At 60.7% G+C, this 26,126-nt stretch carries 23 protein-coding genes; all 23 read left to right on the plus strand.

Going from position 1 to position 26,126, the window contains the following annotated elements; all coding sequences use genetic code 11:
• Positions 1-27 precede the first annotated feature (27 nt).
• The 23 genes from dapF (at position 28) to ftsZ (ending at position 25,983) form a co-directional block, all read left to right on the plus strand.
• Positions 28-906 carry a diaminopimelate epimerase gene (gene dapF / locus IWX87_RS03050; protein ID WP_196862042.1) on the plus strand — a complete coding sequence of 293 codons (879 nt, stop codon included), beginning with the start codon at positions 28-30 and terminating at the stop codon, positions 904-906.
• Between the two features lie 60 nt (positions 907-966).
• Complete coding sequence (locus IWX87_RS03055) at positions 967-1,698, plus strand: DUF484 family protein (RefSeq protein WP_196862043.1); 732 nt, start codon at positions 967-969, stop codon at positions 1,696-1,698.
• Complete coding sequence (locus tag IWX87_RS03060; protein WP_196862044.1) at positions 1,695-2,723, plus strand: tyrosine recombinase XerC; 1,029 nt, start codon at positions 1,695-1,697, stop codon at positions 2,721-2,723. The genes IWX87_RS03055 and IWX87_RS03060 overlap by 4 nt, the downstream gene beginning before the upstream one ends.
• Before the next feature lie 40 nt (positions 2,724-2,763).
• Positions 2,764-3,954, plus strand: a complete 1,191-nt coding sequence (locus tag IWX87_RS03065) for a class I SAM-dependent rRNA methyltransferase (protein ID WP_196862045.1) — start codon at positions 2,764-2,766, stop codon at positions 3,952-3,954.
• Between the two features lie 231 nt (positions 3,955-4,185).
• A complete protein-coding gene (locus tag IWX87_RS03070) occupies positions 4,186-5,250 on the plus strand; it encodes a GTP-binding protein (RefSeq protein WP_196862046.1) in 1,065 nt (354 codons plus the stop codon).
• 346 nt (positions 5,251-5,596) lie between these two features.
• The gene (dksA, locus tag IWX87_RS03075) at positions 5,597-6,310 is read left to right on the plus strand and encodes an RNA polymerase-binding protein DksA (protein ID WP_280757798.1); all 714 of its coding nucleotides are present in this window, start codon (positions 5,597-5,599) and stop codon (positions 6,308-6,310) included.
• A gap of 35 nt (positions 6,311-6,345) precedes the next feature.
• Complete coding sequence (locus IWX87_RS03080) at positions 6,346-8,109, plus strand: STAS domain-containing protein (RefSeq protein ID WP_196862047.1); 1,764 nt, start codon at positions 6,346-6,348, stop codon at positions 8,107-8,109.
• A gap of 247 nt (positions 8,110-8,356) precedes the next feature.
• The gene (locus IWX87_RS03085) at positions 8,357-8,500 is read left to right on the plus strand and encodes a hypothetical protein (RefSeq protein ID WP_196862048.1); all 144 of its coding nucleotides are present in this window, start codon (positions 8,357-8,359) and stop codon (positions 8,498-8,500) included.
• Between the two features lie 392 nt (positions 8,501-8,892).
• Positions 8,893-9,321 (plus strand): division/cell wall cluster transcriptional repressor MraZ, encoded by a 429-nt coding sequence (gene mraZ, locus IWX87_RS03090; protein ID WP_196862049.1) that lies wholly within the window; start codon positions 8,893-8,895, stop codon positions 9,319-9,321.
• 6 nt (positions 9,322-9,327) lie between these two features.
• Positions 9,328-10,248 (plus strand): 16S rRNA (cytosine(1402)-N(4))-methyltransferase RsmH, encoded by a 921-nt coding sequence (gene rsmH / locus IWX87_RS03095; RefSeq protein ID WP_196862050.1) that lies wholly within the window; start codon positions 9,328-9,330, stop codon positions 10,246-10,248.
• Positions 10,249-10,282: 34 nt separating this feature from the next.
• Positions 10,283-10,594 (plus strand): cell division protein FtsL, encoded by a 312-nt coding sequence (gene ftsL / locus IWX87_RS03100; protein ID WP_196862051.1) that lies wholly within the window; start codon positions 10,283-10,285, stop codon positions 10,592-10,594.
• Positions 10,587-12,323: a penicillin-binding protein 2 gene (locus tag IWX87_RS03105; RefSeq protein ID WP_196862052.1), complete on the plus strand. Its 1,737-nt coding sequence runs from the start codon at positions 10,587-10,589 to the stop codon at positions 12,321-12,323. Before ftsL ends, IWX87_RS03105 begins: the two co-directional genes overlap by 8 nt.
• The gene (locus IWX87_RS03110) at positions 12,320-13,819 is read left to right on the plus strand and encodes a UDP-N-acetylmuramoyl-L-alanyl-D-glutamate--2,6-diaminopimelate ligase (protein ID WP_196862053.1); all 1,500 of its coding nucleotides are present in this window, start codon (positions 12,320-12,322) and stop codon (positions 13,817-13,819) included. Before IWX87_RS03105 ends, IWX87_RS03110 begins: the two co-directional genes overlap by 4 nt.
• Positions 13,816-15,216, plus strand: a complete 1,401-nt coding sequence (murF, locus tag IWX87_RS03115; protein WP_196862054.1) for a UDP-N-acetylmuramoyl-tripeptide--D-alanyl-D-alanine ligase — start codon at positions 13,816-13,818, stop codon at positions 15,214-15,216. Before IWX87_RS03110 ends, murF begins: the two co-directional genes overlap by 4 nt.
• A complete protein-coding gene (gene mraY, locus IWX87_RS03120; protein ID WP_196862055.1) occupies positions 15,206-16,384 on the plus strand; it encodes a phospho-N-acetylmuramoyl-pentapeptide-transferase in 1,179 nt (392 codons plus the stop codon). Before murF ends, mraY begins: the two co-directional genes overlap by 11 nt.
• Positions 16,381-17,892 carry a UDP-N-acetylmuramoyl-L-alanine--D-glutamate ligase gene (murD, locus tag IWX87_RS03125; RefSeq protein ID WP_196862056.1) on the plus strand — a complete coding sequence of 504 codons (1,512 nt, stop codon included), beginning with the start codon at positions 16,381-16,383 and terminating at the stop codon, positions 17,890-17,892. The genes mraY and murD overlap by 4 nt, the downstream gene beginning before the upstream one ends.
• Complete coding sequence (gene ftsW, locus IWX87_RS03130; RefSeq protein WP_196862057.1) at positions 17,889-19,142, plus strand: putative lipid II flippase FtsW; 1,254 nt, start codon at positions 17,889-17,891, stop codon at positions 19,140-19,142. Before murD ends, ftsW begins: the two co-directional genes overlap by 4 nt.
• Positions 19,139-20,221 carry an undecaprenyldiphospho-muramoylpentapeptide beta-N-acetylglucosaminyltransferase gene (gene murG / locus IWX87_RS03135; RefSeq protein ID WP_196862058.1) on the plus strand — a complete coding sequence of 361 codons (1,083 nt, stop codon included), beginning with the start codon at positions 19,139-19,141 and terminating at the stop codon, positions 20,219-20,221. Before ftsW ends, murG begins: the two co-directional genes overlap by 4 nt.
• On the plus strand, positions 20,218-21,654 hold the full coding sequence (gene murC, locus IWX87_RS03140) for a UDP-N-acetylmuramate--L-alanine ligase (RefSeq protein WP_196862059.1): 1,437 nt from the start codon (positions 20,218-20,220) through the stop codon (positions 21,652-21,654). Before murG ends, murC begins: the two co-directional genes overlap by 4 nt.
• Positions 21,651-22,628, plus strand: coding sequence for a D-alanine--D-alanine ligase (locus IWX87_RS03145; RefSeq protein ID WP_196862060.1), 978 nt, complete (start codon positions 21,651-21,653; stop codon positions 22,626-22,628). The genes murC and IWX87_RS03145 overlap by 4 nt, the downstream gene beginning before the upstream one ends.
• 8 nt (positions 22,629-22,636) lie before the next feature.
• Positions 22,637-23,428 carry a cell division protein FtsQ/DivIB gene (locus IWX87_RS03150; protein ID WP_196862061.1) on the plus strand — a complete coding sequence of 264 codons (792 nt, stop codon included), beginning with the start codon at positions 22,637-22,639 and terminating at the stop codon, positions 23,426-23,428.
• 4 nt (positions 23,429-23,432) lie between these two features.
• Positions 23,433-24,662 carry a cell division protein FtsA gene (gene ftsA, locus IWX87_RS03155; RefSeq protein WP_196862062.1) on the plus strand — a complete coding sequence of 410 codons (1,230 nt, stop codon included), beginning with the start codon at positions 23,433-23,435 and terminating at the stop codon, positions 24,660-24,662.
• Between the two features lie 142 nt (positions 24,663-24,804).
• Positions 24,805-25,983: a cell division protein FtsZ gene (gene ftsZ, locus IWX87_RS03160; protein WP_196862063.1), complete on the plus strand. Its 1,179-nt coding sequence runs from the start codon at positions 24,805-24,807 to the stop codon at positions 25,981-25,983.
• Positions 25,984-26,126 lie beyond the last annotated feature (143 nt).

Below are 26,126 nucleotides of genomic sequence, written 5' to 3' on the forward strand. Positions count from 1 at the left end.
CGACAGGCCGCAGGGATAATCGTGCCCATGCGAATCCGATTTACCAAAATGCAGGGCGCGGGCAATGACTTCGTGATGCTCGACGAAACCCGGGGCTCCCTGAACCTGACCGCCGCACATTACCGCTTCCTGGCCGACCGCCACTTTGGCGTCGGCGCTGACCAGATATTGACGGTGCGGCCCTCGCCGGGCGAAAACATCGACTTTGAATACGTCATTCACAACGCCGATGGCGGCGAGGTCGAGCAATGCGGCAACGGCGCGCGCTGCTTTGTGCGCTTTGTACGCGAGCAGGGCTTGACCGAGAAAAACGCGGTCAAGGTCAAGACCTTGGGCGGCATCATCGAGCCGCGCATGCAGCCCGATGGCCGCGTCACGGTCAACATGGGCGCGCCGGTGTTTGAGCTGGCGCGCATCCCTTTCAACCCCGCCGGCTTGGCGTCCGAAACCACTGGTTCATGGCAGAAATGGCCTCTGGCGCTTGATGGGTGGGTGCAGACAGCTCCTGTTTTGATAGCGGTTGTGTCGATGGGAAATCCCCATGCGGTGCAACTGGTGGACGACGTGGACAGCGCCCCGGTCGCGCAAACAGGCCCGCTGGTCGAGCACCACCCGGCTTTTCCCAAGCGCGTGAACGCCGGCTTCATGCAGGTCGTCACGCGCAGCCAGATTCGCCTGCGCGTTTACGAGCGCGGCGCTGGCGAGACACTGGCTTGCGGCACCGGCGCCTGCGCCGCGGTGGTGGCGGGCATCCGGCTGGGCCTGCTCGACGCGCGCGTCGATGTGCTGATGCGCGGTGGCGCGCTGACGATTGAATGGACGGGCGCGCTGGATGCGCCTGTGATGATGACCGGACCGGCAACGACCGTTTTCGAAGCCGAGATCGACGTTCCCGACAGGCTGTGACCCGCCGGCATCCGTGCGGCAGGGTGACGCCGCTTTAAAAAAAATGGAGACAACACCGCCATGAATCCTGCGATGAACCTTGCCGTGCAACCCGTCACCGAAGACGATATTGCCGATTTTCTGGCCAACCAGCCTGACTTTTTTGAGCGCCATGCCGAACTGCTGGCATCGGTGCAACTGTTCAGTGGCCATGGAGACCGCGCCATCAGCCTGCAAGAGCGTCAGGCCAGCTTGCTGAGGGAAAAAATCAAGGCGCTGGAAACCCGTGTGCTTGAAATGGTCGGCCACGGCCAGGACAACCTCGTGATCGCCGGCAGGATGCAGTCCTGGACGCGCCGGCTATTGCAAACAGCGCAGGCGCGCGACCTGCCAGGCGCCATCGTCGAGGGGCTGGCCAGCGAGTTCCAGATTCCGCAGGCGGCCATCAGGCTGTGGGGCGTGGACGCTGCCCATGGCGGCGAAGATTTTGCGCAGGCGGTCAGCGACGATGTGCAGCGCTTTGCGGCTTCATTGACCACGCCGTATTGCGGCGTCAACACCGGTTTTGAAGCTGCCCGCTGGCTGCCGCATGCCGGGCAGGCGCAGTCGCTGGCGCTGATTGCGCTGCGCGCCAGCCTTGACGCGCCAATGTCCGGCCTGCTGGTGCTGGCCTCGCCCGATGCCCAGCGCTTTCACAGCGGCATGGGCACTGAATTCCTCGAACGGCTCGGCGAACTGGCCGGTGCGGCACTGTCGCGCCTGCAACTGCCGGTCGCCTTGCCGGCTGCTGAGCCGGCTGAAACTCCCGCATGACGCGATCGCCGCCTGCGCCGGTCGCGGAGCCTGAAGCGCCGGACCCGCTGGTCAGCCGCTACCTTGCGTATGTCCGGGTGGAAAAGCGGCTCGCCAGCCGCACCGTCGAGTTGTACACCGCCGACCTGCAAAAGCTGCAAGCCCAGGCGCGCAAGGCCGGCGTGGCGCTAACTGATGTGAAGCACACGCATTTGCGGCGCTGGGTCGCGCAAATGCATTCCGGTGGTCGCAGCGGGCGCGGCATTGCGCTGATCCTATCGGGCTGGCGCGGTTTTTACACCTGGCTGGGCCGTGAAGGCCTGGTGCCGGGCAACCCGGTGCAGGACGTGCGCTCGCCCAAGGTGGCCAAGCCGCTGCCCAAGGCGCTGAGCGTCGATGAAGCGGTGCAGCTGGCCTGCTTTGAAGCCGACGCCACCGGCGTTGACGCCTTCATGGAAGCGCGCGACCGGTGCATCACTGAACTGCTCTACGGCTGCGGCCTGCGCATTGGCGAGCTGGTGGGGCTCGACGCGCAGGCCAGCGGCCAGGCGCGTGGCTGGATCGACCGCGATGCCGGCGAGGCGCATGTGCTGGGCAAGGGCGAAAAGCGGCGCAGCGTGCCGGTGGGCCGCGCGGCCCTCGCGGCGCTTCAGGACTGGCTGGCCGTGCGCAACGCCTCGGCGATTCCCGCTGTTGAAGGCCGCGCGGCGCTGTTCATCAGCCAGCGCGGCACCCGCCTCACGCCGCAGCACATCCGCGTGCGCCTGAAGCAGCGCTCGCAGCAGGCCGGGCTGGCCACACCAGTGCATCCGCACATGCTGCGCCATTCCTTTGCCAGCCATGTGTTGCAGTCCAGCGGCGACCTGCGCGCGGTGCAGGAGCTGCTGGGCCACGCCAACATCACCACCACCCAGGTCTACACGCGGCTCGACTTCCAGCACCTGGCGAAAATCTACGACGCCGCGCACCCCCGGGCGATGTCCAACGGCGCAGGCGCCAAGGCAGACGCGCCGCCCGTGGCGACCGTGCCCGAACGCCCAAAGTAGCCGCGCTGGCCGGGGCGCTGGCAGACACGACAATAGCCCGATGAACATTATTCGATTGAAAGACGGCAAGGAACGCTCCCTGCTGCGCCGCCATCCCTGGATTTTTTCAGGGGCGATCGCCAGCGGCGACGGCGGGTCCGGCGAAACCGTGCGCATTGAAAGCCATGCCGGCCAGTTCCTCGGCTGGGCTGCGTTCAGCCCGACGTCGAAGATTCGCGCCCGGGTCTGGAGCTTCAACGAGGCGCAGCCCATCGACGCTTCGTTTTTCATAGCGCGCATCGACCAATCAATAAGCGCAAGAAGCCTTTTTGACATCAAAAGCGACGGCCTGCGGCTGATTCACGGCGAATCCGATGGCCTGCCAGGGCTGGTTGTGGACCGCTACGGCGACACGCTGGTCGCGCAATTTTCCAGCTGCGGCACGGAGAAATGGAAGCAAGTCATCGTTGACGCCTTGCTGGCGCAAACTGGCTTGACGCGGCTCTACGAACGCTCTGACGCCAGCGTGCGTTCGCTAGAAGGCCTGCCCGAAGCCACCGGCTGGCTCGCCGGATCGGGCGCCACTGGCATCGTCATCACCGAACACGACTGGAAACTGAGCCTGGACGTGGCCGAAGGCCACAAGACCGGCTTTTACCTCGACCAGCGCGACAGCCGCCAGAAGTTTGCCGTCTATGCGCGCCGGCTCGGGTTCAAGGACGTGCTGAACTGCTACTGCTACACCGGCGGCTTCACCGTGGCGGCGCTGGCAGGCGGCGCGCAACACGTCACGTCGATCGACTCGTCCGGCCCGGCCATAGAGCGCGCAAAAGCCAACGTCGCGTTGAACGGGTTTGACGCCAGCCGCACCACCCTGCTGGACGCCGACGTGAACGCCATGCTGCGCCAGTATGTCAAAGACGGCCGGACTTTCGACGCCATCGTGCTCGACCCGCCCAAGTTCGCGCCGACGGTCACGCACGCCGAGCGCGCCGCGCGCGCCTACAAGGACATCAACCGGCTGGCGTTGTCGATTTTGGCGCCCGGCGGCGTGCTGTTCACCTATTCCTGCTCGGGCGGCATCAGCGCCGACCTGTTCCACAAGATCGTCGCCTCGGCCGGCACCGACGCCGGCGTGGACGCCTTCATCTGCGAACGCATGGGAGGCGCGCCTGACCACCCGATGACGGTGGCGTTTCCGGAAGGCGAATACCTCAAGGGGTTGGTGCTGGTCAAACGGCCGTCAAACTAGTTTTTAATGGTCAAATCGGCCTCTGGCGCAGACTGGATAAGCGCAGGTTGCTATATAAATCAAAGTAATCGCCGATGTCTTTCCCTGCTGGCAACGCCCTGCCGGCATGCACCCGAGCCCCTCGGGGTCTTGAAGGCGGGGCTAAAGTCCTCACCTTGTCTGTTTCGCCTGGTTTCGCCTTACATAGGCCCTTGCGTATTTCTCACCTTCCCCGTTTTTTAGGTCACCACCATGAGCTTGATTCCCGTCACCATCCTCACCGGCTTTCTCGGCTCGGGCAAAACCACGCTGCTCAAGCGCATCCTGACCGAGGCCCACGGCCAGAAAATCGCCATCATCGAAAACGAGTTTGGCGAGGAAAACATCGACAACGAGATCCTGGTCAATGACACGCAGGAAAACATCATCCAGATGAATAACGGCTGCATCTGCTGCTCGATCCGCGAAGATTTGCGCGAAACACTGCAACTCCTGGCCGCCAAGAAGCGCAAGGGTCTGCTGGACTTTGACCGCGTTGTGATCGAGACCACCGGCCTAGCCGACCCTGGCCCGGTGGCGCAGACTTTTTTCATGGACGAGGAGATCGCCGAGCAGTATCTGCTCGACTCCATCCTGACGCTGGTCGATGCGAAACATGCGCAGACCCAGCTGGACGACCGTCAGGAAGCGCGCCGCCAGATCGGTTTTGCCGACCAGATATTCATCAGCAAGACTGACCTGGTAGCCGAGGATGATGTCAAGGCGCTGATGCACCGCTTGAGCCACATGAACCCGCGCGCACCGCAAAAAGCCGTTCATTTCGGCGAGGTGGCAATTGCCGACGTGTTTGACCTGCGGGGCTTCAACCTCAACGCCAAGCTCGACATCGACCCGGATTTCCTCAAGGCCGACGAGCCGCATGACCATGCCCATCATGACCATGACCATGACCATGAACATGGTGAGCATTGCGACCACCCGTCGCATGCGGCAGAGCAGGGCAGCCACCATCGCCATGACGACGACGTCAAAAGCTTCGTGTTCCGCTCGGACAAGCCTTTCAGTCCGGCCAAGCTGGAAGACTTTCTGGGCGCCGTGGTCAACATCTATGGCCCACGCATGCTGCGCTACAAAGGCGTGCTCAACATGGACGGCACCGAACGCAAGGTGATTTTCCAGGGCGTGCACCAGCTCATGGGCAGCGACTTGGGGCCGGCCTGGGCCGAGGGCGAAAAGAAAACCAGCAAGATGGTGTTTATCGGCATCGACCTGCCGAAAGATATTTTTTTCCAGGGGCTGGAGCAGTGCCTGGTCTGAGACAGACGGGTCATCTGCCAACGCATTCCCGCCTTGAAACAGCCGTGAAAACTCCCATGCTGAAAGTGTTTCAGGGGGAGATTTATTTAGGATTTCTGAAGATGCTTCGGCAAGCCGCTACAATCGCGCCGACCAAAATATCCGGGAATTTGAATCCGGAAGCCAGCCCCGGGGGAACCCGCTCGCTGCAAGGGCTGAAAGCCGCCTCACAGCGGTTTCAGGGGCTGGATTGGCGCAGACACACCAGATTATCTGGCACCAGGCAGGGCTTGGCGGCCCCAGGGCTGCCCAGCCAAAGAATCGGTTCGGGACATCACCCCGGGCCGCTTCCCAGAGGAGAGACTCAGTGAATACCCCAGAAAAGAAAATCAAGACCCCGGTCAAGCCAGTGGCCAAGGATGGCAAGACGAGCAAGGCACCGCTTGCGGCTCCTGTGCGCATGGATTCCGCGCCACTGAAGCCTGGTCGCAGAAGCTCGGCCCGCACCGCGATCCAGACGCCGGCGCCATCGCCCATGCTGCCTACCTATGCGCCCGACGCAGCCAAGGCGAGCTATTCAACGATGACCGAACGCGTCATTGCGCCGCCGGTTCATGCGGTGGTTCCCAAGGATCCGCAACTGGCCAACAACTGGAAGACCACGCCGGCCAACCAGCTGACCGACCCGGAAATCAAGGCCATGCCTGATTCCGAGTACATGAATGAAACCCAGCTGGCTTTTTTCCGCCACCGCCTGTCGGTGCTGAAGCAGGAAATCCACAACAGTGCCGGCCAGACGACCGAGCACTTGCGTGAAGACGCCGCGATTGTTCCCGATCCGGCAGACCGTGCGACGATTGAAGAAGAGCATGCGCTTGAATTGCGCACCCGCGACCGGGAGCGCAAGTTGCTCAAGAAAATCGAGCAGTCGATTGCCCGCATCGATTCGGGCGACTATGGCTATTGCGACGAAACCGGTGAAGCCATCGGCGTAGGCCGGCTGATTGCCCGCCCAACGGCCAATCTGTCACTTGAAGCCCAGCAGCGACGCGAACTCAAGCAGAAAATGTTTGGAGACTGATCCGCCATTCCTGCGCAACTTTTTGATTGAACAGCATGTCCAAAGACGATTCTGCTTCCGGCTTGTTGTCCAAGCTGGTCAAGTTTGTCCGCAATCCTGCCACCAACTGGACTGAACTTGATTCCATCGACGGTGGCAAGGATGACGCCGTCACGAAGCAACTGCTCAATGAAATGATCGAGCGCAAGCGGCGCAACGATTTTGTGCGAAAGCGTGAATTCGACATGTTGCGCAAGTTGCGCAAACTAGAGGTGTCTTCAGGACCCGCGGCTGATCCGGTTGGAAGGCCCTCATTTTTCCAAAGCAGTCTCACGTTCAATGTTGATGACCGTGCGGTAACCCTGAAAAAAATCGACGACATCGAAGCGCAGATGTCCAAGCATTGGTGGACCACCAAGAGTCAGACCGCTGATGGTTCGGTTAACGAGTTGGCACCGGTGTCATTTTCGCCGGTCAAATCGCGGCTGTCCACGGTACAAGGCGCTTTGCCTGATACCTTCCAGCCGACGATTCTTGCTGGCGCGGACTCGGTTCATCCGGCCGACGAGCCTGTTCCCGCCTTCCTGCTTGACGATCTTTTGGGTAGCTTGCCTGAAAGTCCGATCCATATGAAGTTTGCGGTTGCTGACAAGTCCACTGACAGCGGTGTGTCGGGATTGCTGCCGTCGCTTGCTTCGGACCTGGAGCACGAACCCATCGTGCATGACGCCGAACTTGAAGAGTCCGCCATTTTGTTTGCCAACGGCGATGATGCGGGTGCTGAGGCCGGTTTGTTCGAAATTCTGCGGCCAGGTGCATCGCATGCCGACAATGTCTATACCTGGCTGACGCTGTTTGATTTGTACCGCGCCACAGGCGAACAGGCCAAGTTCGAAGCGGCCGCCCTTGAGTTTGCAGAGCATTTCAACCGCTCTGCACCACAGTGGTTTTCGCTACCTGAGATGGTCAAGGCGCTGGTTCAGCCAGGTGAAAAATCCGGGCATGAGAGCATGGACACAGACTGGATCTGTCCCTCTGGCTTGAGCCTGCAGTCCGTGGGCGCTCTCAATACGGCAATGGCCCGATCCTCTATGCCATGGTGCCTTGACTGGCGCTATCTCAAGACCATCGAAACTGCCGCTCTTGAGTCTTTGCTCAAGGTTTTCAGCGACTGGGCTGTCCAGCCTGTGCAACTGCGCTTTCTTGGCGAGGCGCAGTTGCAAACGGTGTTGATTGATTCCACTCCTTCAGGCGAACGGGCGACTGATACAAGGTGGTGGCTGCTGCGTATGGAAATGCTGCGCATCATTCACCGTCCGGATGATTTCGAACTCACCGCGCTTGATTTTTGTGTGACCTATGAGGTATCGCCTCCGGCATGGGAAGTTGCACGCTGTGATTACAAGTCGCTCGATGACGAAGGCGACGCCATGGGCCAGGCAACCATTATTGGTGAGCCGACCACTGAAACCAACTATTCCACATTGATGGAATTGGGGGGTGATTCGGTGCTCGATTTTTCACCGAGCAAGTCCATCCGGTTCTTGTCAGTGGACCTGTCCGGCCAGATACAGGGCGATGCTGTGGGTGTTTTGGACAGGCTGGAAGCCAGTCTGACAGGGGCAGACAGAATGCAAATTTCCTGCGCCAAACTCATCCGGGTCGATTTTTCTGCAGCAGGCATGCTGCTCAACTGGGTATCTGCGCGGCGGGCTGAAAATCGATTTGTCGAGTTTTCCGAGGTTAACCGGCTGGTGGCTGCTTTTTTCAGCGTGATCGGAATTGTCGAATACGCCAAGGTCAGCGCCCGAAACGACTGATTGCATTCGGCACAGCCGAACAACACAGTTTTGCAATCCGTCATTTTCCGCAAGGTAGCATGACCTGTGTGGGTTTGACATGCGGGCAAGGCGACATGGGTTTTGCACTTGTGCTGGCTCTGTTTTAAATTGAAAATCCCTGCTTCACCTTGATGTCCAATGCCTTTGTCTCCGGTTTTTTGCTTCCTCAAGGTTTCGCATCCAAACCGGTTTTCCTTGCTTTTATTCGCAAGAATGAAGCGGGAACATGGCTGTTTATTTATTTCAAATAAAACACTTTGTGGCGTTTTCCGGTGGCTTAAAAGCTGCTGATCGTCGCCAAAATCGGCTTTTTCAAGCTAAAACCCGTTCGATGGATGTGTATCTTGAAATTAAGCCTGCAAGGCTTTAAAGCTTGGAAAAAAATCCATACGCTACGTTTTTGCTAGCTTTAAAACATGACCGATCAAGGCTTGCGGCACTGTTCAGCAAATGAATGATGCCGTCGTTTCACCTTTCCGTCAAAGATCACCTCAAAAAAGTCCAAGCAAGAAATTTTGATTTTTTTGGCTTCTTGATCAATCTTTATAGATTCCGAATATTTTAAATGTTTTACCTTAACTATCTGCGCTAAGTTATTTATACCAAATAACTTTAAATCTTTCAGAAGCTTTTCTTTAGTCCTCTAAGTTATTGATTTCATTGAAATAATTTGTGTCAAATTACAGGTTGGCAAGGGGTTCCCTGATACAGTGGGAAAATGTGCAATTCGGTGGTGAAAAGTGTCAGAGGAGGGATTGAAAAGTGTTACAAGGTGCGTCATTTCTCGCTCTCGATGCCAAAGGCCGGCTGTCCGTCCCTGCGCGCCATCGCGAGTCTCTGGGCGCAGACAACTCCGGCCGGTTCACCCTCACAAAACATCCCCATGGATGCCTCATGATTTTTCCTTTGCACGAGTGGGAAAAGTTTCGGGAACGGATTGCGTCCCTGCCCATGCAGGCGCAATGGTGGAAACGAATTTTTCTGGGCAATGCGATGGATGTTGAAATGGACGCCACCGGCCGCATCCTGGTTTCGCCTGAACTCCGCAAAGCCGCAGGAATCAGCAAGGAATCGGTACTGTTAGGTATGGGCAACCATTTTGAACTCTGGGACGCAGCGACTTATGCTGCCCAGGAAGCTGAGCAGATGAAGGGCGAGATGCCCGATGTATTTAAAGATTTTTCTTTTTGAAAGTAGATGGTGAAGGGCACATGGACACACCGCACCGTCCTGTTGAACGAAGCCATCACGGCGCTTCAGATCAACCCGGACGGTCATTACATCGACGCGACCTTTGGTCGCGGCGGACATTCGCGCCTGTTGCTGTCACAACTGTCGGCGATTGGCCGCCTGACGGCATTTGACAAGGACCTTGATGCGGTAGCCGAAGCGCAATCCATCGATGACCCGCGTTTTGCCATACGCCATCAAGGGTTCAGGCATCTGGACCAGATGCCTGAGGCCAGCATCGCAGGCGTGCTGATGGACTTGGGCGTGAGTTCCCCCCAGATCGACAATCCAGAGCGTGGTTTTTCCTTTCGCAATGAAGGACCGCTGGACATGCGCATGGATACCACGCGCGGTCAAAGCGTGGCCGAGTGGCTGCAGGATGCTTCGATTGAGTCGATGACCGAAGTCATTCGCGACTACGGCGAGGAACGTTTTGCCGGATTGGTCGCCAGAGCGATTGATCGGCACCGGCAGGCATCCGGCCCGCTTTCCACCACAGCCGAATTGGCGGATGTGGTGGCCAGTGCCGTGAAGACGCGCGAACCGGGCAAGGACCCGGCAACGCGGACTTTCCAGGCGCTGCGGATTTTTATCAATGCCGAACTGGAAGAACTGGAGCAAGCGTTGAAGGCGTCGCTCAAGGTGCTGCAGCCTGGTGGGCGCCTGGTGGTGATCAGCTTTCACTCGCTTGAAGATCGCATCGTCAAGCAATTCATGGCAGCACATTCGCGCGAGGTATATGACCGGCGCACGCCTTTTGCCGCGCCCAAGGTGATGCAACTCAAGGCGCTGGGACGCACCAAGCCCAGCGATGAGGAAGTTGCTGGCAATCCGCGCTCACGCAGCGCCGTGATGCGCGTGGCCGAGCGCACCGGAGAAGCCGCATGAACTTTGTTTACGCTGTTGGCATGAGAGACAGGCCATGGGACGTCTGAATTTCGTGCTGCTGCTGGTTGTGCTGGCCAGTGCGCTGTACCTGGTGCAAACCCAGTATGAGTCGCGCCGTCTTTATGTGGAACTTGAAAAGGCGGCGGCACAGAGCCGCAAGATTGAAACCGAAAGCGAGCGGCTGCAGGTGGAAAAACGTGCGGAAGCCACACCGCTGAAGATTGAGAAGCTGGCCAAGGACCGGCTTCAGATGCGCACTACCACGCCGGCCATTACGGAGTACATCAAGTACAAATCCGCTGCCGATGTTGCGGCCGCTGCAGGCCAAAAGGCGCAGCATGAGTAGAAAAAATGTTCTTTATACGTCCAGCCCCCTGCTGGCCAGCAAGACGCCTGTCTGGCGAAGCAAACTCATCGTTGCGCTCATCGCACTGGCGTTTGCCGGCCTTGCAGTCAGGGCGGCTTATATACAGGTGTACGCCAACGAATTTTTTCAGCGCCAAGGCCAGGTGCGGTTTGCACGGACGCTCGATCTGCCAGCCAACCGTGGACGCATCCTGGACCGCAACGGGCTGATTTTGGCGTCCAGCGTTCCGGCCTTTAGCATCTGGGCCATTCCTGAAGACGTCAAGGCCAGTCCTGAACAACTGACCGAATTGGCCCGCTTGCTGGAAATGCCGCTGGCCGATCTGAAAAAGAAGTTTAGCGACGAAGACAAGAACTTTGTCTGGGTCAAGCGTCAACTGGAACAACCCGTTTCCCGGAAAATCAGCGATCTCGGCATTCCCGGCATTTACCAGCGCAAGGAATACAAGCGCAAGTACCCCGAAGGCGAAACCATCGCCCACATCGTTGGTTTCACCAATGTGGAAGACAAGGGGCAGGAAGGTATCGAGCTGACCTTCAACCAGGCACTGTCGGGCAAGGCAGGTTCACGCCGTGTCATCAAGGACCGGCTGGGCCGCGTGGTCGAAGGCGTGGGCGAACAGATTCCGCCTGTTGACGGCAAGGACATTCAGCTCAGCGTTGACAGCAAGGTGCAGTTCTTCGCCTATCAGAAGCTGCGCGATGCGGTGATCGCGCGCAAAGCCAAGGCTGGCAGTGTCGTGGTGATTGACTCAATTACCGGTGAGGTGCTGGCGCTGGCGAATTACCCAAGCTTTGTGCCAGACAAGCGCCAGAATCTGACCGGCGAGCAATTGCGTAACCGGGCTGTGACCGACACCTTCGAGCCTGGCTCGACAATGAAGCCCATCACGGTCGCCATGGCGCTGGAGGCCGGACGCGTCAAGCCGCAGACGCTGATTGATACCGGTCCCGGCCGTTTCAGTATCGGTGGCTTCACCATCAGGGACACCCATAACTACGGCATATTGACTGTCGAGGGCGTGATCCAGAAGTCCAGCAACGTGGGCGCGCTGAAAATTGCCCAGAAAATGACACCCCACGAAATGTGGGATACGTACGTCGCCTTGGGCTACGGACAGAAGCCGCAGATCGAGTTTCCGGGTGCCGTGTCCGGTCGCCTGCGCCCCTGGAAAACCTGGCGGCCGGTAGAGCAAGCCACCATGGCTTATGGCTATGGCCTGTCGGCATCGCTGTTCCAGATGGCACATTCCTACACCTCTTTTGCCCACGACGGCCAGATCATTCCCGCCACCATGCTCAAGAAAAATGAACCAGCAGTCGGCGTCAAGGTGTTTTCTCCCGAGACAGCCCACGCCGTTCGCCGCATGCTGCAGATGGCCGCCGCACCGGGCGGAACCGGCCAGCTGGCACAGACTGTGGGCTATTCGGTGGGCGGCAAGTCGGGCACGGCGCACAAGCAGGTCGGCAAAGGCTATGCCAGCAACAAATACCGTGCCTGGTTTACCGGCATGGCGCCGATCGAGTCGCCACGCATCATCGTCGCGGTGATGATCGACGAGCCCAGTGACGGCAAATACTTTGGCGGCATTGCCGCCGCTCCGGTGTTCAGCGAAGTGGTTCAACAAACGCTGCGCATGATGGGCGTGCAGCCCGACATGAGCGTGAAACCGCAAATCATCACGCAGACCGTGGAGGAGTCGTTTTGACCACCGTCCAGCTTCGCACCCCGGAGCAGGCTGCGCGCTGGCTGCACGAGCGCGTGACCGGTACGCTGTGGGCCGACAGCCGCAAGGCGTGCAAGGGCGATGGTTTCATCGCATGGCCCGGAGCAACTACTGACGGACGGCAGTTTGTGAAGGCCGCTTTGGCTGCTGGGGCAGAAGCCTGTCTGGTCGAGAATGAGCACGTTCAGACTTACGGTTTCAATGATGATCGGGTAGCGACCTACGAGGATCTCAAGTCCGCCACTGGACTGATCGCTGCAGCCTATTTTGGCGCGCCAAGCGAGCAGCTCGAACTTGTGGCCATCACGGGAACCAACGGCAAGACCTCGACCGCCTGGTGGCTGGCGCAGGCGCTTGGTCGGTTGACGCGCCCATGCGGCTTGATCGGAACGCTGGGAATTGGCACACCCGGTGCAATGGTTTCCACCGGAATGACGACGCCAGACCCGGTGCTGCTTCAACAGCAGTTGCGCCTTTTTGCAGGCAAAGGCTTTTCAGCCTGCGTGCTGGAAGCTTCATCGATAGGTATCCAGGAGCGTCGCCTGGACGGAACGAAGATTCAGGTCGCAGTGTTCACCAATTTCACCCAAGACCATCTTGACTACCACGCATCAATGGACGCCTATTGGGCATCCAAGAAAGCGCTGTTCGACTGGCCTGGTCTGCGGGCAGCAGTCATCAATATAGACGACCACAAGGGTCTGGAGCTGGCTGGTTTTCTGGCATCAAAGCCGCTCGACTGCTGGACGGTGTCATGCGTTGGTCCTGCGCGGCTTGAGGCACAGGCGATCCGCCAAGGCCCGCAGGGTTTGAGCTTCGAGGTGGTGGAAGGCGCCGATCGTCACAGGCTTTCAACCACCATGGTGGGCTTGTACAACGTGTCAAATTTACTGGGTGTCGTGGCCACCCTGCGGGCGATGGCGGTGCCCCTGGCCGAGGCAGTAGCTTCCTGCGTGGATTTGTTGCCAGTACCCGGCCGCACTGAAACTCTGGCGATGGCCGGCCAGCCGCTGGTCGTCATCGACTATGCGCACACGCCCGATGCGCTGGAAAAAGTGCTGTTGGCGCTCAGGCCGGTGGCACAGGGCCGGGGCGGCAAGCTGTGGTGTGTTTTTGGCTGTGGTGGTGACCGTGACACCAGCAAGCGGCCCCTGATGGCAGCCGCGGCAGAAAAAATTGCTGACCAACTGGTGCTGACCAGCGACAACCCCAGAAGCGAAAACCCGCTGCGCATTATTGAACAGATGAAAAAAGGCCTGAACCAGCCGCAGGCTGCGCATGAAGAGCCGGACCGGCATGCCGCCATCGCTTATGCCGTGGTGCGAGCCCAAGTGCAGGACGTTGTATTGCTGGCCGGCAAAGGGCATGAAAACTACCAGGAAATCAACGGTGTGAAGATGGTATTTTCCGACCGCGACCAAGCGCAGGCTGCCCTGAATGCCATGGCGGCAGGGCGCCGGGCAAAGGCGGTCGCATGAAGCGCCTGGAGCAACTCGCGGCCTGGTTGCCTTTGTCCCGGCTGGTGGGCGACGGCAGTGTTGCCCCGCTGCGAATTCATACCGATACGCGAAGCCTGCGGCCGGGCGACCTGTTTGTCGCGCTCAAGGGCGAACATTTCGACGCACACGATTTTTTGCCAAAAGCCAAGGCTCAAGGCGCTGTGGCCGCCATTGCACAGCACGGCCTGGCACGGGCTGGCCTGTCCGGTATTGAAGTCGCCGACACCCGCCTGGCGCTGGGCCAGATCGGCGCTGCCTGGCGTTCGCAGTTCAGCCTGCCGCTGATTGCCGTGACGGGCAGCAACGGAAAAACCACGGTGACGCAGATGATCGCGGCGATTCTGCAGGCCTGGAAACCCGAAGAAGCATTCTCGACCGAAGGCAACCTCAACAACGATATCGGCGTTCCCCTGACATTGCTGCGCCTGCGCGCTGCGCACAAGGTCGGTGTGGTTGAACTCGGAATGAACCACGCTGGCGAAATTGCCTATCTGGCCGATCTGGTTCGGCCGACGGTGGCGCTGGTCAACAACGCCCAGCGCGAACACCTTGAATTCATGGCCACGGTGCAAGCCGTTGCCCTTGAAAATGGCGCGGTGCTGGCCTCGCTGGATGCGTCTGGCATAGCCGTTTTCCCTGCCGACGATGTTTATACCGAGCTATGGCGGCGTCTGGCGGGCGCACGCCCGGTCATGACGTTTGCGCTTGAAGGGCCGGCCGATGTGACAGGCAGTGCGAGGTGGAATGGCGACGGCTGGGACGTTGAAGCCCGTACGCCGTCGGGGCTGCTGGCGTTTGCGCTGAATGTGGCGGGCCGGCACAACGTCAAGAATGCACTGGCGGCCATCGCCTGCGCATTGGCCGCCGGCGTTCCGCCGGCTTTCATCAGCGCCGGCCTTTCGGCGTTCATGCCGGTCAAGGGGCGGTCGCGTGCCTTGTCGGTTTCGCTGCCGGGACGCACGGTGACGCTGGTTGACGACACCTATAACGCCAACCCCGATTCAATGGAGGCGGCCCTCCAGGTGCTGGCCGAGCTTCCCGGGCCGCGCTTGCTGGTCATGGGTGATATGGGCGAGGTCGGCAGCCAGGGGCCACAGTTCCACCGTGAAGCTGGCCGAAATGCCCGTGCGTTGGGAGTCGAAAAGCTTTTCACGCTGGGTGAACAGTCGCACAGCGCAGGCGTCGCTTTTGGGGACAGTCGTCATTTCACCAGCATGGCCGAACTGAGCACCGCCGTGGTGGACGAACTGCCGCACGTTGCCAGCATGCTGGTGAAAGGTTCACGGTTCATGAAGATGGAGCGCGTGGTCGAAGCGGCCATGGCCGCTGGCGCCGATTCACAAAAAGAAGACAAGAAAGCGCCTCATGTTGCTTAGCCTGGCCCAATGGCTCCAGACCCTATCGCCTGACCTGGGATTCCTGCGGGTGTTCCAGTACCTGACCCTGCGCGCTGTGATGGCCGCGCTCACCGCGCTACTCATCGGCCTGCTGGCCGGCCCGTTCGTGATTCGCCGGCTGATCACGCTCAAGATCGGCCAGCCGATCCGTGAGTACGCCATGCAGACGCACCTGAGCAAAAGCGGCACGCCGACCATGGGTGGTGTGTTGATTTTGATGGCGATCGGCATTTCCACGCTGCTGTGGTTCGATCTGTCCAACCGCTTTGTCTGGATCGTGCTGCTGGTGACCTTCGGCTTTGGCGCTATCGGCTGGGCCGATGACTGGCGCAAAGTGGTGCTCAAAGACCCGGAAGGCATGCGGTCGCGCGAAAAATATTTATGGCAATCCGTTATTGGCCTGATGGCCGCGCTCTACCTCGTGTTCAGCATCTCGGAAAGTTCCAACATGCGCGTGCTGGAACTGTTTGTCAGCTGGGTGCGGTCGGGGTTCGATGTCAGCTTGCCGCCCAACGCCGGGCTGCAACTGCCGTTCATGAAGGAAATCAGCTACCCGCTGGGCGTCTTCGGTTTTGTGATCCTGACGTACCTGGTCATTGTCGGCTCCAGCAATGCCGTGAACCTGACCGACGGCCTGGATGGGCTGGCCATCATGCCGGTGGTGATGGTTGGCTCGTCGCTGGGCGTGTTTGCTTATGTGACAGGCAGCTCGGTCTATTCCAAATACCTGCTGTTTCCCCACATCCCCGGTTCAGGCGAGTTGCTGATCTTTTGTGCCGCCATGGCAGGCGCCGGACTGGCCTTTTTGTGGTTCAACACCCATCCGGCGCAGGTCTTCATGGGCGATGTTGGGGCGCTGGCGCTGGGCGCGGCGCTGGGCACCATCGCCGTTATCGTGCGCCAGGAAATCGTGCTGGCGATCATGGGTGGAATCTTTGTGGTGGAGGCGCTGTCGGTCATGCTTCAGGTCACCTGGTTCAAGTACACCAAACGGCGTTACGGTCAGGGACGGCGTCTGTTGCAAATGGCCCCGTTGCACCATCATTTTGAAAAATGCGGCTGGAAGGAAACCCAGGTCGTTGTCCGTTTCTGGATCATCACCATGCTGCTGTGCCTGGTCGGTCTTTCAACGCTGAAACTCAGATGAGAAACCTGGCACATCAAAACATTCTGGTTCTGGGGCTGGGCGCATCCGGTCTGGCGCTGGCGCGCTGGTGCGCTCGCTGTGGTGCCCGTGTCACCGTGGCCGATACGCGTCCTGCGCCGCCGCAACTCGCCGCCTTGCAGGGCAGCATGCCAAACGCCCGCTTCATCAATGCTGCGATGGATGGCGCACTGCTGGACAGCGAAAACTTCAACCTGGTGCTGAAAAGCCCTGGCCTGTCACCCGCCTCCATTGCTGGAGTCGTGGCGGCAGCCCGTGCCCAAGGCATCCCTTGCGGCAACGAACTGAGCCTGTTCGCGCAAGCCCTGGCCGAACTGAAACAGGACAGGGGTTATGCACCTCGGGTCATCGGCATCACTGGCACCAACGGCAAGACCACCGTGACGTCCTTGACGGGGCAACTCATCGAGCGCGCCGGAAAAACGGTGGCGGTGGCCGGCAATATCGGCCCCACGCTGCTGGACACACTTATTGAAAAGCTGGAGGTGCAAGCCCGCGATGAAACCTTGACGCTGCCTGAGGTCTGGGTGCTGGAACTGTCCAGTTTTCAGCTCGACGGCGTCGCGAATTTCCAGCCTGACGCGGCAACGGTGCTGAACGTCAGCCAGGACCACCTCGACTGGCATGAAACCTTGACGGCCTATGCCGCCGCCAAGGCGAATGTCTACGGCAGCGCTGGGCTCATGCTGCTGAATCGCGATGATCCTCAGGTGATGGCGGCATTGCCCGCACCCGTCAAGGGCAGGCAAATACGCCACTACCTGACCTTTGGTGGCGACGAGCCGAGGCGGCCGGGTGACTACGGGATCCAGACGGTCAACGGCATGGCATGGCTGGTACGCGCCGCCGAGGCCGACGAAACCCTCAAGCGCCGCAAGACCGAAGATGTGGTGCTGCATATCCAGCGCCTAATGCCGCTCGAAGCGCTGCGAATTCATGGCCGGCACAACGCCGCCAATGCACTGGCTGCGCTGGGTCTGGCCGTCGCCGTGGGTTGCCCGTTGGCGCCTATGCTGCATGGCCTTCGGGAATACCGGGGCGAGCCGCACCGCGTGGAGTCGGTGGCCGTGCTGCAGGGCGTGGAATACTTTGACGACAGCAAGGCCACCAATGTCGGCGCCACGGTGGCGGCGCTGGCCGGATTGGGCGTTGATCGCAAACTGGTGTTGATTTTGGGCGGGGAAGGCAAGGGCCAGGATTTTTCGGCGTTGGCCGATCCGGTGGCGCGCTATGTCCGGACTGTGGTGCTGATTGGTCGTGATGCGCCGCTGATTCGCGCTGCACTGCAAGGCCGACAGGTCGAGTTGCTGGAGGCGGCTTCCATGGCGCAGGCGGTCAGCCTGGCTGCTGCGCAGGCACATGCCGGTGACGCGGTGCTGATGTCGCCTGCGTGTGCCAGTTTTGACATGTTTGACAATTACCAGCATCGGGCACGGGTTTTTTGCGAGGCAGTTCAGGAACTTGCCGTCGAACAGGGAGCTGTGCTGTGACTGCCAAACTGCGTCGTACCGGCTGGTTTTCAGGGGCTGGCAAGGTTGCTTCGGATGCCTTGCCAGTGCGTTTGGGCGGCCGCAGTCTTCCGGGTAAGCTCACCACCCCGGTTCGATTGGCAGGACTCGATTGGGGGCTGGTCTGGGTCACTGTGGCCTTGCTGCTGTTCGGCTTGGTGATGGTGTATTCGGCCTCGGTGGCGATGCCCGACAACCCCAAGTTTTCGCGCTATGCACACACATTTTTCCTGACGCGGCATTTGCTTTCGCTGCTGGTGGCGACGCTTGCAGCTTATCTGGCTTTCCAGATCCCCATGGCCACCTGGGAAAAATATGCGCCCTGGCTTTTCATGGGTTCGCTGTTGTTGCTGGTGCTGGTGCTGGTTCCCTTCATTGGCAAAGGGGTCAATGGCGCGCGGCGCTGGATTCCATTGGGCGTCATGAACTTCCAGCCTTCGGAGCTGGCGAAATTTGCCGTGCTGCTGTATGCCGCCAACTACATGGTGCGCAAGATGGATGTCAAGGAGCGCTTTTTTCGCGCGGTGCTGCCGATGGCTTTTGCCGTGGGCATCGTCGGCATGCTGCTGCTGGCCGAACCCGATATGGGCGCCTTCATGGTGATTTCTGTCATTGCCATGGGCATTCTTTTTCTGGGCGGCGTCAATGCGCGGATGTTTTTGGTGATTTCAGCGGTGGTCGTGGTGGCTTTCGGCATGATGGTGATGTTCAGTGAATGGCGTCGCGAGCGGATCTTTGCCTACATGGACCCGTGGAACGAAAAATACGCCTTGGGCAAGGGCTACCAGTTGTCCCACTCGCTGATTGCCTTTGGCCGGGGCGAGATCTTTGGCGTCGGCCTGGGCGGCAGCATCGAAAAACTGCACTGGCTGCCCGAAGCGCACACCGACTTTCTGATGGCTGTGATTGGCGAGGAATTCGGCCTCATCGGCGTGCTGGTGATCATCGCTTTGTTCGTGTGGATGATCCGCCGCATCATGCACATCGGCCGCCAGTCCATCGCGCTGGACCGGCTGTTTTCCGGGCTGGTGGCGCAGGGCGTTGGCATCTGGATGGGCTTTCAGACCTTCATCAACATTGGCGTGAACCTTGGCGCCTTGCCGACCAAGGGCCTGACGCTGCCGCTGATGAGCTATGGCGGCTCCGCGATTGTGATGAACCTGATTGCGCTGGCGGTCGTGCTTCGCATCGACTACGAAAACCGCGTGATGATGCGTGGAAGCCGCATATGAACCCTCAGCGCTGTGCTTTGATCATGGCCGGCGGAACCGGCGGCCATATTTTTCCCGGCCTGGCCGTGGCGGAGGCCTTGCGCGCGGGTGGCTGGCGCGTGCACTGGCTGGGCGGCAAGGGCAGCGCAGAGCGCCCCAGCATGGAAAGCCAGTTGGTACCGCCGCGTGGCTTTGCCTTTGAGTCGATTGATTTCTCGGGCGTTCGTGGCAAGGGGCTGTTAACGTTGGCCTTCCTGCCGCTGCGCCTGCTCAAGGCTTTCTGGCAAAGCGTACAGGTCATTCGCCACGTCAAGCCTGATGTAGTGGTCGGTCTGGGCGGCTACATCGCCTTTCCGGCCGGCATGATGAGCGTGCTGCTGGGCAAGCCGCTCATCCTGCACGAACAAAATTCCGTGGCCGGCCTGGTCAACAAACTGCTGGCCCGCGTCGCCGACCGCGTTTTTACTGCTTTTCCACTTGTGCTGAAAAATGCCGAATGGGTGGGCAATCCGCTTCGGCCAGCTTTTACCCTGCAGCCAGATCCGACGGTGCGCTTTGCGCAGCGAAGCGGGCCGCTCAAGGTGCTGGTGGTGGGCGGCAGTCTGGGCGCGACGGCGCTGAACGAACTTGTTCCCAAGGCGCTTGCCCTGATTCCAGCGGCGCTGCGTCCCTGCGTCACACACCAAAGCGGTGCTCGCCAGCTTGAAGCGTTGCGCGCCAATTACCTGGCTGCCGGCGTGGGTGCCGAACTCACGCCTTTCATCAACGACACGGCCCAGGCCTTTGCCGATGCGGACCTGATCATCTGCCGCGCCGGCGCCAGCACGGTGACCGAAATTGCCGCTGTCGGTGCTGCGGCGCTGTTTGTTCCCTTTCCGTCTGCCGTAGATGACCACCAGACCGCCAATGCCAAATTTCTTGTTACACAAGGCGGTGGCTGGCTGGTGCAACAACATGACCTGACCCCCGAAAAACTTGCGATAATGCTACAAAAAACAGAGCGCTTTGCGCTTGTCCAGTCTGCGCTAAAAGCCAAAAACATGCAAAAAACAGATGCCACCGCCCATCTTGTCGCCGCTTGCGAGGAACTTGCGCGATGAAGCACGCCATCAAGCACATCCATTTCATCGGCATTGGTGGGGCAGGCATGTCCGGAATTGCCGAGGTCCTGCACAACCTGGGGTATGTGATTTCCGGCTCCGACCTGTCGGACAGCAGCACGCTGCAGCGCCTGGGCGGACTCGGTATCCAGACCTTTGTCGGCCATGCTGCCGGGAACCTGGTCAATGTCGATGCCGTGGTGACCTCCACGGCAGTGCAAGCCGACAACCCGGAAGTCGTGACCGCGCGTGAAAAACACATTCCGGTCGTGCCGCGCGCAATGATGCTGGCCGAACTGATGCGCTTCAAGCAGGGCATTGCGATTGCCGGTACCCACGGCAAGACCACCACCACCAGCCTGGTGGCCTGCGTGCTGGCCGAAGGCGGACTGGACCCGACGTTCGTGATTGGTGGCAAGCTCAACAGCGCTGGTGCCAATGCCAAGCTGGGATCGGGCGACTACATCGTGGTCGAAGCCGATGAGTCGGACGCGTCTTTCCTGAACTTGCTGCCCGTGATGGCAGTGGTCACCAACATTGATGCCGACCACATGGAAACCTATGGGCACGATTTTGGCAACCTGAAAAAGGCGTTTGTCGATTTCCTGCACCGCATGCCGTTCTATGGCACAGCGGTCTTGTGCACCGACGACCCGGTGATCCGTGACATCGTGCCCCAGATGTCCTGCCCCATCACCAGCTATGGCCTGAACGACGCCGCGCAAATACGCGCCGTGAACGTGCGCGCTGTCGGCGCGCAAATGCATTTCACCGCGCAGCGCCGCAATGGTGTGCAACTGCCCGACCTGGAGGTGGTGTTGAACCTGGCCGGCCAGCACAACGTGCTCAATGCCCTGGCAGCCATTGCGATTGCAGTGGAACTCAACGTGCCCGACGCCGCTGTGCAAAATGCGCTTGCCGGCTTCACTGGCGTGGGCCGGCGCTTCCAGCGCCATGGTGACCTGCCTGCCAAAGACGGCGGCCGGTTCACGCTGATCGAGGATTACGGTCACCATCCGGTCGAGCTGGCGGCTACGTTGTCGGCGGCGCGCGGCGCTTTTCCGGGTCGGCGGCTGGTGCTGGCATTCCAGCCACACCGTTACACCCGCACCCGCGACTGTTTCGAAGATTTCGTCAGGGTCATCAGCAGCCACGCCGACGCGGTCCTGCTGGCCGAAGTCTATGCCGCTGGCGAATCGCCCATCGTGGCGGCCGACGGCCGCTCGCTGGCGCGTGCGCTGCGTGTGGCCGGCAAGGTCGAGCCGGTCTTCGTCGGCGACATTGCAGCCATGCCCCAGGCCATCCTCGATACGGCACGGGGCGGCGATGTGCTGATGTGCATGGGCGCTGGTTCTATCGGCCAGGTACCCGCCGGTGTCGTGGCCATGCTGGAGTTCCAGGAATTCAAGGTGCTGGAAGGTCAAGCCGCATGAACGCCCATCCTTCGAGCTTCGGCAAGGTCGCCGTCCTGATGGGCGGGCGCTCCGCCGAGCGTGAAATTTCGTTGATGTCGGGGCAGGGCGTGTTGCAGGCGTTGCGCTCGCAGGGTGTCGATGCCCATGCCTTCGACCCGGCCGAGCGCGACCTGGGCGACTTGAGGAAAGAGGGTTTTGCCCGCTGCTTCATCGCGCTGCATGGCCGCTTCGGCGAAGACGGCACGGTGCAGGGCGCGCTGGAACTGCTCGGCATTCCGTACACCGGCTCCGGTGTCATGGCGTCGAGCATGGCCATTGACAAGGTCATGACCAAGCGCGTGCTGCTGTCCGAAAACCTGCCCACCCCCCGCTATGTGCTGCTGCGCCGTGGTGGATACAGCGCGGCAGAGGTCAATGCGGTCGCCGACACGCTTGGCCTGCCGCTGATCGTCAAGCCGGCGCGCGAAGGCTCGTCGCTGGGCTTGACCAAGGTAACTGAGCGCGCCGATATGGCAGCCGCTGTGGCACTGGCCGAAAAAATGGATGCCGACATCCTGTGCGAGCAGTTCGTTAGTGGCGACGAGGTGACCTGTCCGGTGCTTGGCACCGGCGCGCAGGCGCGGGCGCTGCCGGTGATCCGCATCGTTGCGCCCGAGGGCAATTACGACTATCAGAACAAGTATTTCACCGACACCACGCAGTACCTGGTGCCCTGCGGCCTGCCAGACGGAGAAGAGCAAGCCATCCAGCAACTCGTGCTGCAGGCTTTTCGCACGCTGAACTGCCGGGGCTGGGCCCGTGCCGACGTGATGATCGACCAGGCGACGCGCAAGCCCTACCTGCTGGAGATCAACACCTCGCCGGGAATGACCGGGCATTCGCTGGTGCCCATGTCTGCGCGGGCAGCGGGCATTTCCTATGAGGACTTGTGCGTCCAGTTGCTTCAAACCGCAGCGCTCGACTGCCAGCCCCGGGACGGAACACTGCTGTGAGCCGCACCATGCCACTGCCAGCCGCCCTGCCACCAGACGTCAGGCTCATGAACACCGTGTCGGTGCTTCTGGGTTTGATGTTCGGCGCCATGGTGCTGGCCTTGGGCATGGCTTGGCTGGCACGCCAGCCCGCCTTCAACCTCAGCGCCATACGTGTCGGTGGCGACTTGACGCACAACAATGCCGTCACCCTGCGCGCCAATGTGGCGCCCAAACTGGTCGGCAACTTCCTGACAGTGGACCTGGAATCCACGCGCGCTGCTTTCGAATCCGTGCCCTGGGTTCGCCGGGCCGTGGTGCAGCGCGAATTCCCGAACCGCCTGAAAGTGGTCCTGATTGAGCACAAGGCCGTTGCCTACTGGGGACCCGAGGGCGATGCCAGGTTGCTCAACAACCTGGGCGAGGTGTTTGACGCCAATCCCGGCGATGTCGAAAACGAAGAATTGCCGCTGCTGATCGGCCCCAAGGGCCAAGCGCCGCAGGTGCTGCAGGCTTACCACGAAATGCTTCCGTTGTTTGAAGAGATGGATGCGGTGCTGGAGCAGTTGCAGTTGAATGATCTGGGAAGCTGGCGCGCGCAGCTTGACAGTGGCGCGGTGATCGAACTCGGCCACGGTTCGCGGGCTGAAGTCCAGGCGCGTGCCCGGCGCTTCGTCGACACCGTGACGCAGGTGTCGTCGCGCTTCGGACGCGACGTGGAGTCTGCCGACCTGCGCTATCCCACCGGCTATGCGCTCAAGCTCAGGGGCGTCACCACCGGCGAGATCGCTGACAAAGACGACAAGAAAAAGAAAAGGTAAATGAATGGCCAAAGAATATAAAGATCTGGTGGTGGGGCTGGACATCGGAACGAGCAAGATCATGGTCGTGGTGGCCGAGGTCATGCCCGGCGGCCAGCTCAAGCTGGCCGGTCTGGGCATTGCCGCCAGCCAGGGACTCAAGCGCGGCGTGGTGGTCAACATCGACGCCACCGTGCACAGCATCCAGCAGGCATTGAAAGAGGCCGAACTTATGGCCGACTGCAAGATTGGCCGGGTCTTCACCGGCATCACCGGCAGCCACATCCGCGGCATCAATTCCAGCGGCATGGTGGCCGTGAAGGACAAGGAAGTGACCCAGGCCGATGTCACCCGGGTGATTGAAACCGCCAAGGCCATCAACATCTCCACCGACCAGCGCCTGCTGCTGGTCGAGCCGCAGGAATTCGTGATCGACGGCCAGGATGTGCGCGAGCCCATCGGCATGAGCGGTCTGCGCCTGGAGGCCAAGGTCCACATCGTGACGGGCGCACAAAGCGCTGCCGAGAACATCATCAAATGCGTGCGGCGCTGCGGCCTTGACGTCGACCAGTTGATGCTCAATCCGCTGGCGTCCAGCCTGTCGGTGCTGACGCAGGACGAGCAGGAACTGGGCGTGGCCATGGTCGACATTGGCGCGGGCACCACCGACGTCGCCATCTTCACCGGCGGCGCCATACGGCACACCGCCGTGATTCCGATTGGCGGCGACCTGATCACCAGCGACATCGCCATGGCACTGCGCACGCCAACCAAGGACGCCGAGGACATCAAGGTGGAAAACGGCTGCGCCAAGCAGTTGCTTGCCGACCCCGATACCCAGGTCGAGGTGCCCGGCCTGGGCGACCGCGCCTCGCGCATGCTCAGCAAGCAAGCGCTCGCCGGCGTGATCGAGCCGCGCGTCGAGGAAATCTACCTGCTGGTCCAGCAGGCGATCCGCGAGTCAGGCTACGAGGAAGTGCTGTCCTCGGGCATTGTCATCACCGGCGGCAGCGCCATGATGCCCGGCATGATCGAGCTGGGCGAAGATATTTTCCTCAAGCCGGTACGGCGCGGTCTGCCGCGCTATTCCGGTGCTTTGTCCGACATGGTCGCCCAGACCCGTGCCGCGACCGTCATGGGGCTGCTCGAAGAAGCCCGGCTGGCGCGCATGCGCGGCTTCAAGGTGTCGCAAAAGGCCGGCAGCGTGCACAGCGCCTTTGGCCGCGTCAAAGACTGGTTTGTGGGGAATTTTTGATGACCCGTCTGTCCAGATTTTTCGGCCGTCCCTGGCGCCGAACCCATTCGGGAGGCGCTGATCCACCGGCCTGACCCGCCATGTTTCGCAAAAAATTTGACATGTATTCACCCACCTTATTTACCCCAACAGGAGGCTCCCCATGAGTATCGAAATGATTGAAATCACTGAATTTAACCAAGGCACGCAGATCAAGGTGATTGGCGTCGGCGGCGGTGGCGGCAATGCCGTCGGCCACATGATCCAGTGCGGCGTGCAGGGCGTTGAATTCATCTGCGCCAACACCGACGCGCAAGCGCTTAACCGCGGCACCGCGCACAAGAACATCCAGCTGGGCGCCAGCGGACTTGGCGCCGGCAGCAAGCCTGAAAAAGGCCGCGAAGCCGCCGAACTCGCCGTGGACGACATCCGCGATGCCATCAGCGGTGCGCACATGCTGTTCATCACCGCTGGCATGGGCGGCGGCACTGGCACGGGTGCAGCGCCCGTGATCGCCCGCGTGGCCAAAGAAATGGGCATTCTGACGGTCGGCGTCGTGACCAAGCCCTTCGACTTCGAGGGGGGCCGGCGCATGACCAATGCCGACCTCGGCCTGGCCGAGCTGGAGGCCAATGTCGATTCGCTGATTGTCGTGCTGAATGAAAAGCTGCTTGAAGTGCTGGGCGACGACGTGACGCAGGACGAAGCCTTTGCGCATGCCAACGACGTGCTGAAAAACGCTGTTGGTGGCATTGCCGAGATCATCAATGTTCCCGGCCACGTCAACGTCGACTTCGAGGATGTGCGCACCGTGATGGGCGAGCCCGGCAAGGCGATGATGGGAACGGCCCGGGCCAACGGCCCCGACCGCGCCCGCATCGCTGCCGAGCAGGCCGTGGCCTGCCCACTGCTCGAAGGCATCGACCTGTCGGGCGCCAAGGGCGTGCTGGTGCTGATTTCGGCCGCCAAGGGCTCGCTCAAGCTGAACGAGTCCAAGCTGGCCATGAACACCGTGCGCGCCTACGCTTCGCCCGATGCGCATGTCATCTACGGCACTGCCTACGACGACGAGCTGGGTGATGACATCCGCGTCACCGTGGTGGCGACCGGCCTGAGCCGCCAGGAAGTGCGCAGCAATGTTGCGCCGTTGCAGGTGCTGCGTGGTGCCGGCCAGAATGCGGGCGGCCCGCAGGGTCTGAAGCAGCCCGACTACGGCAACATGGCCGTTCCCAGCGTGTGGCGCACCAACCGCACACAGGCGGCGGCCAAAGTCGATGCGCTGGCATCTGGGGGCATGGACGACTTCGAGATTCCTGCCTTCTTGCGCCGTCAGGCAGACTGATCCTGCCTGTAACTGTACCGGCCTGCCACGGCGACAGGCCGGCACCGCATGGCCTGCTTTATGGCGTGCCATGCCTGCTGCACGCCAGCATGCCGTGTGGGCTTGACGGGCTCCGCCATGGCGCTGCGTGCCTGGCAATTTAA

Origin of the sequence: Polaromonas sp. CG_9.7 (assembly GCF_015752205.1) — a bacterium.
Taxonomy (GTDB): Bacteria; Pseudomonadota; Gammaproteobacteria; order Burkholderiales; family Burkholderiaceae_C; genus Polaromonas.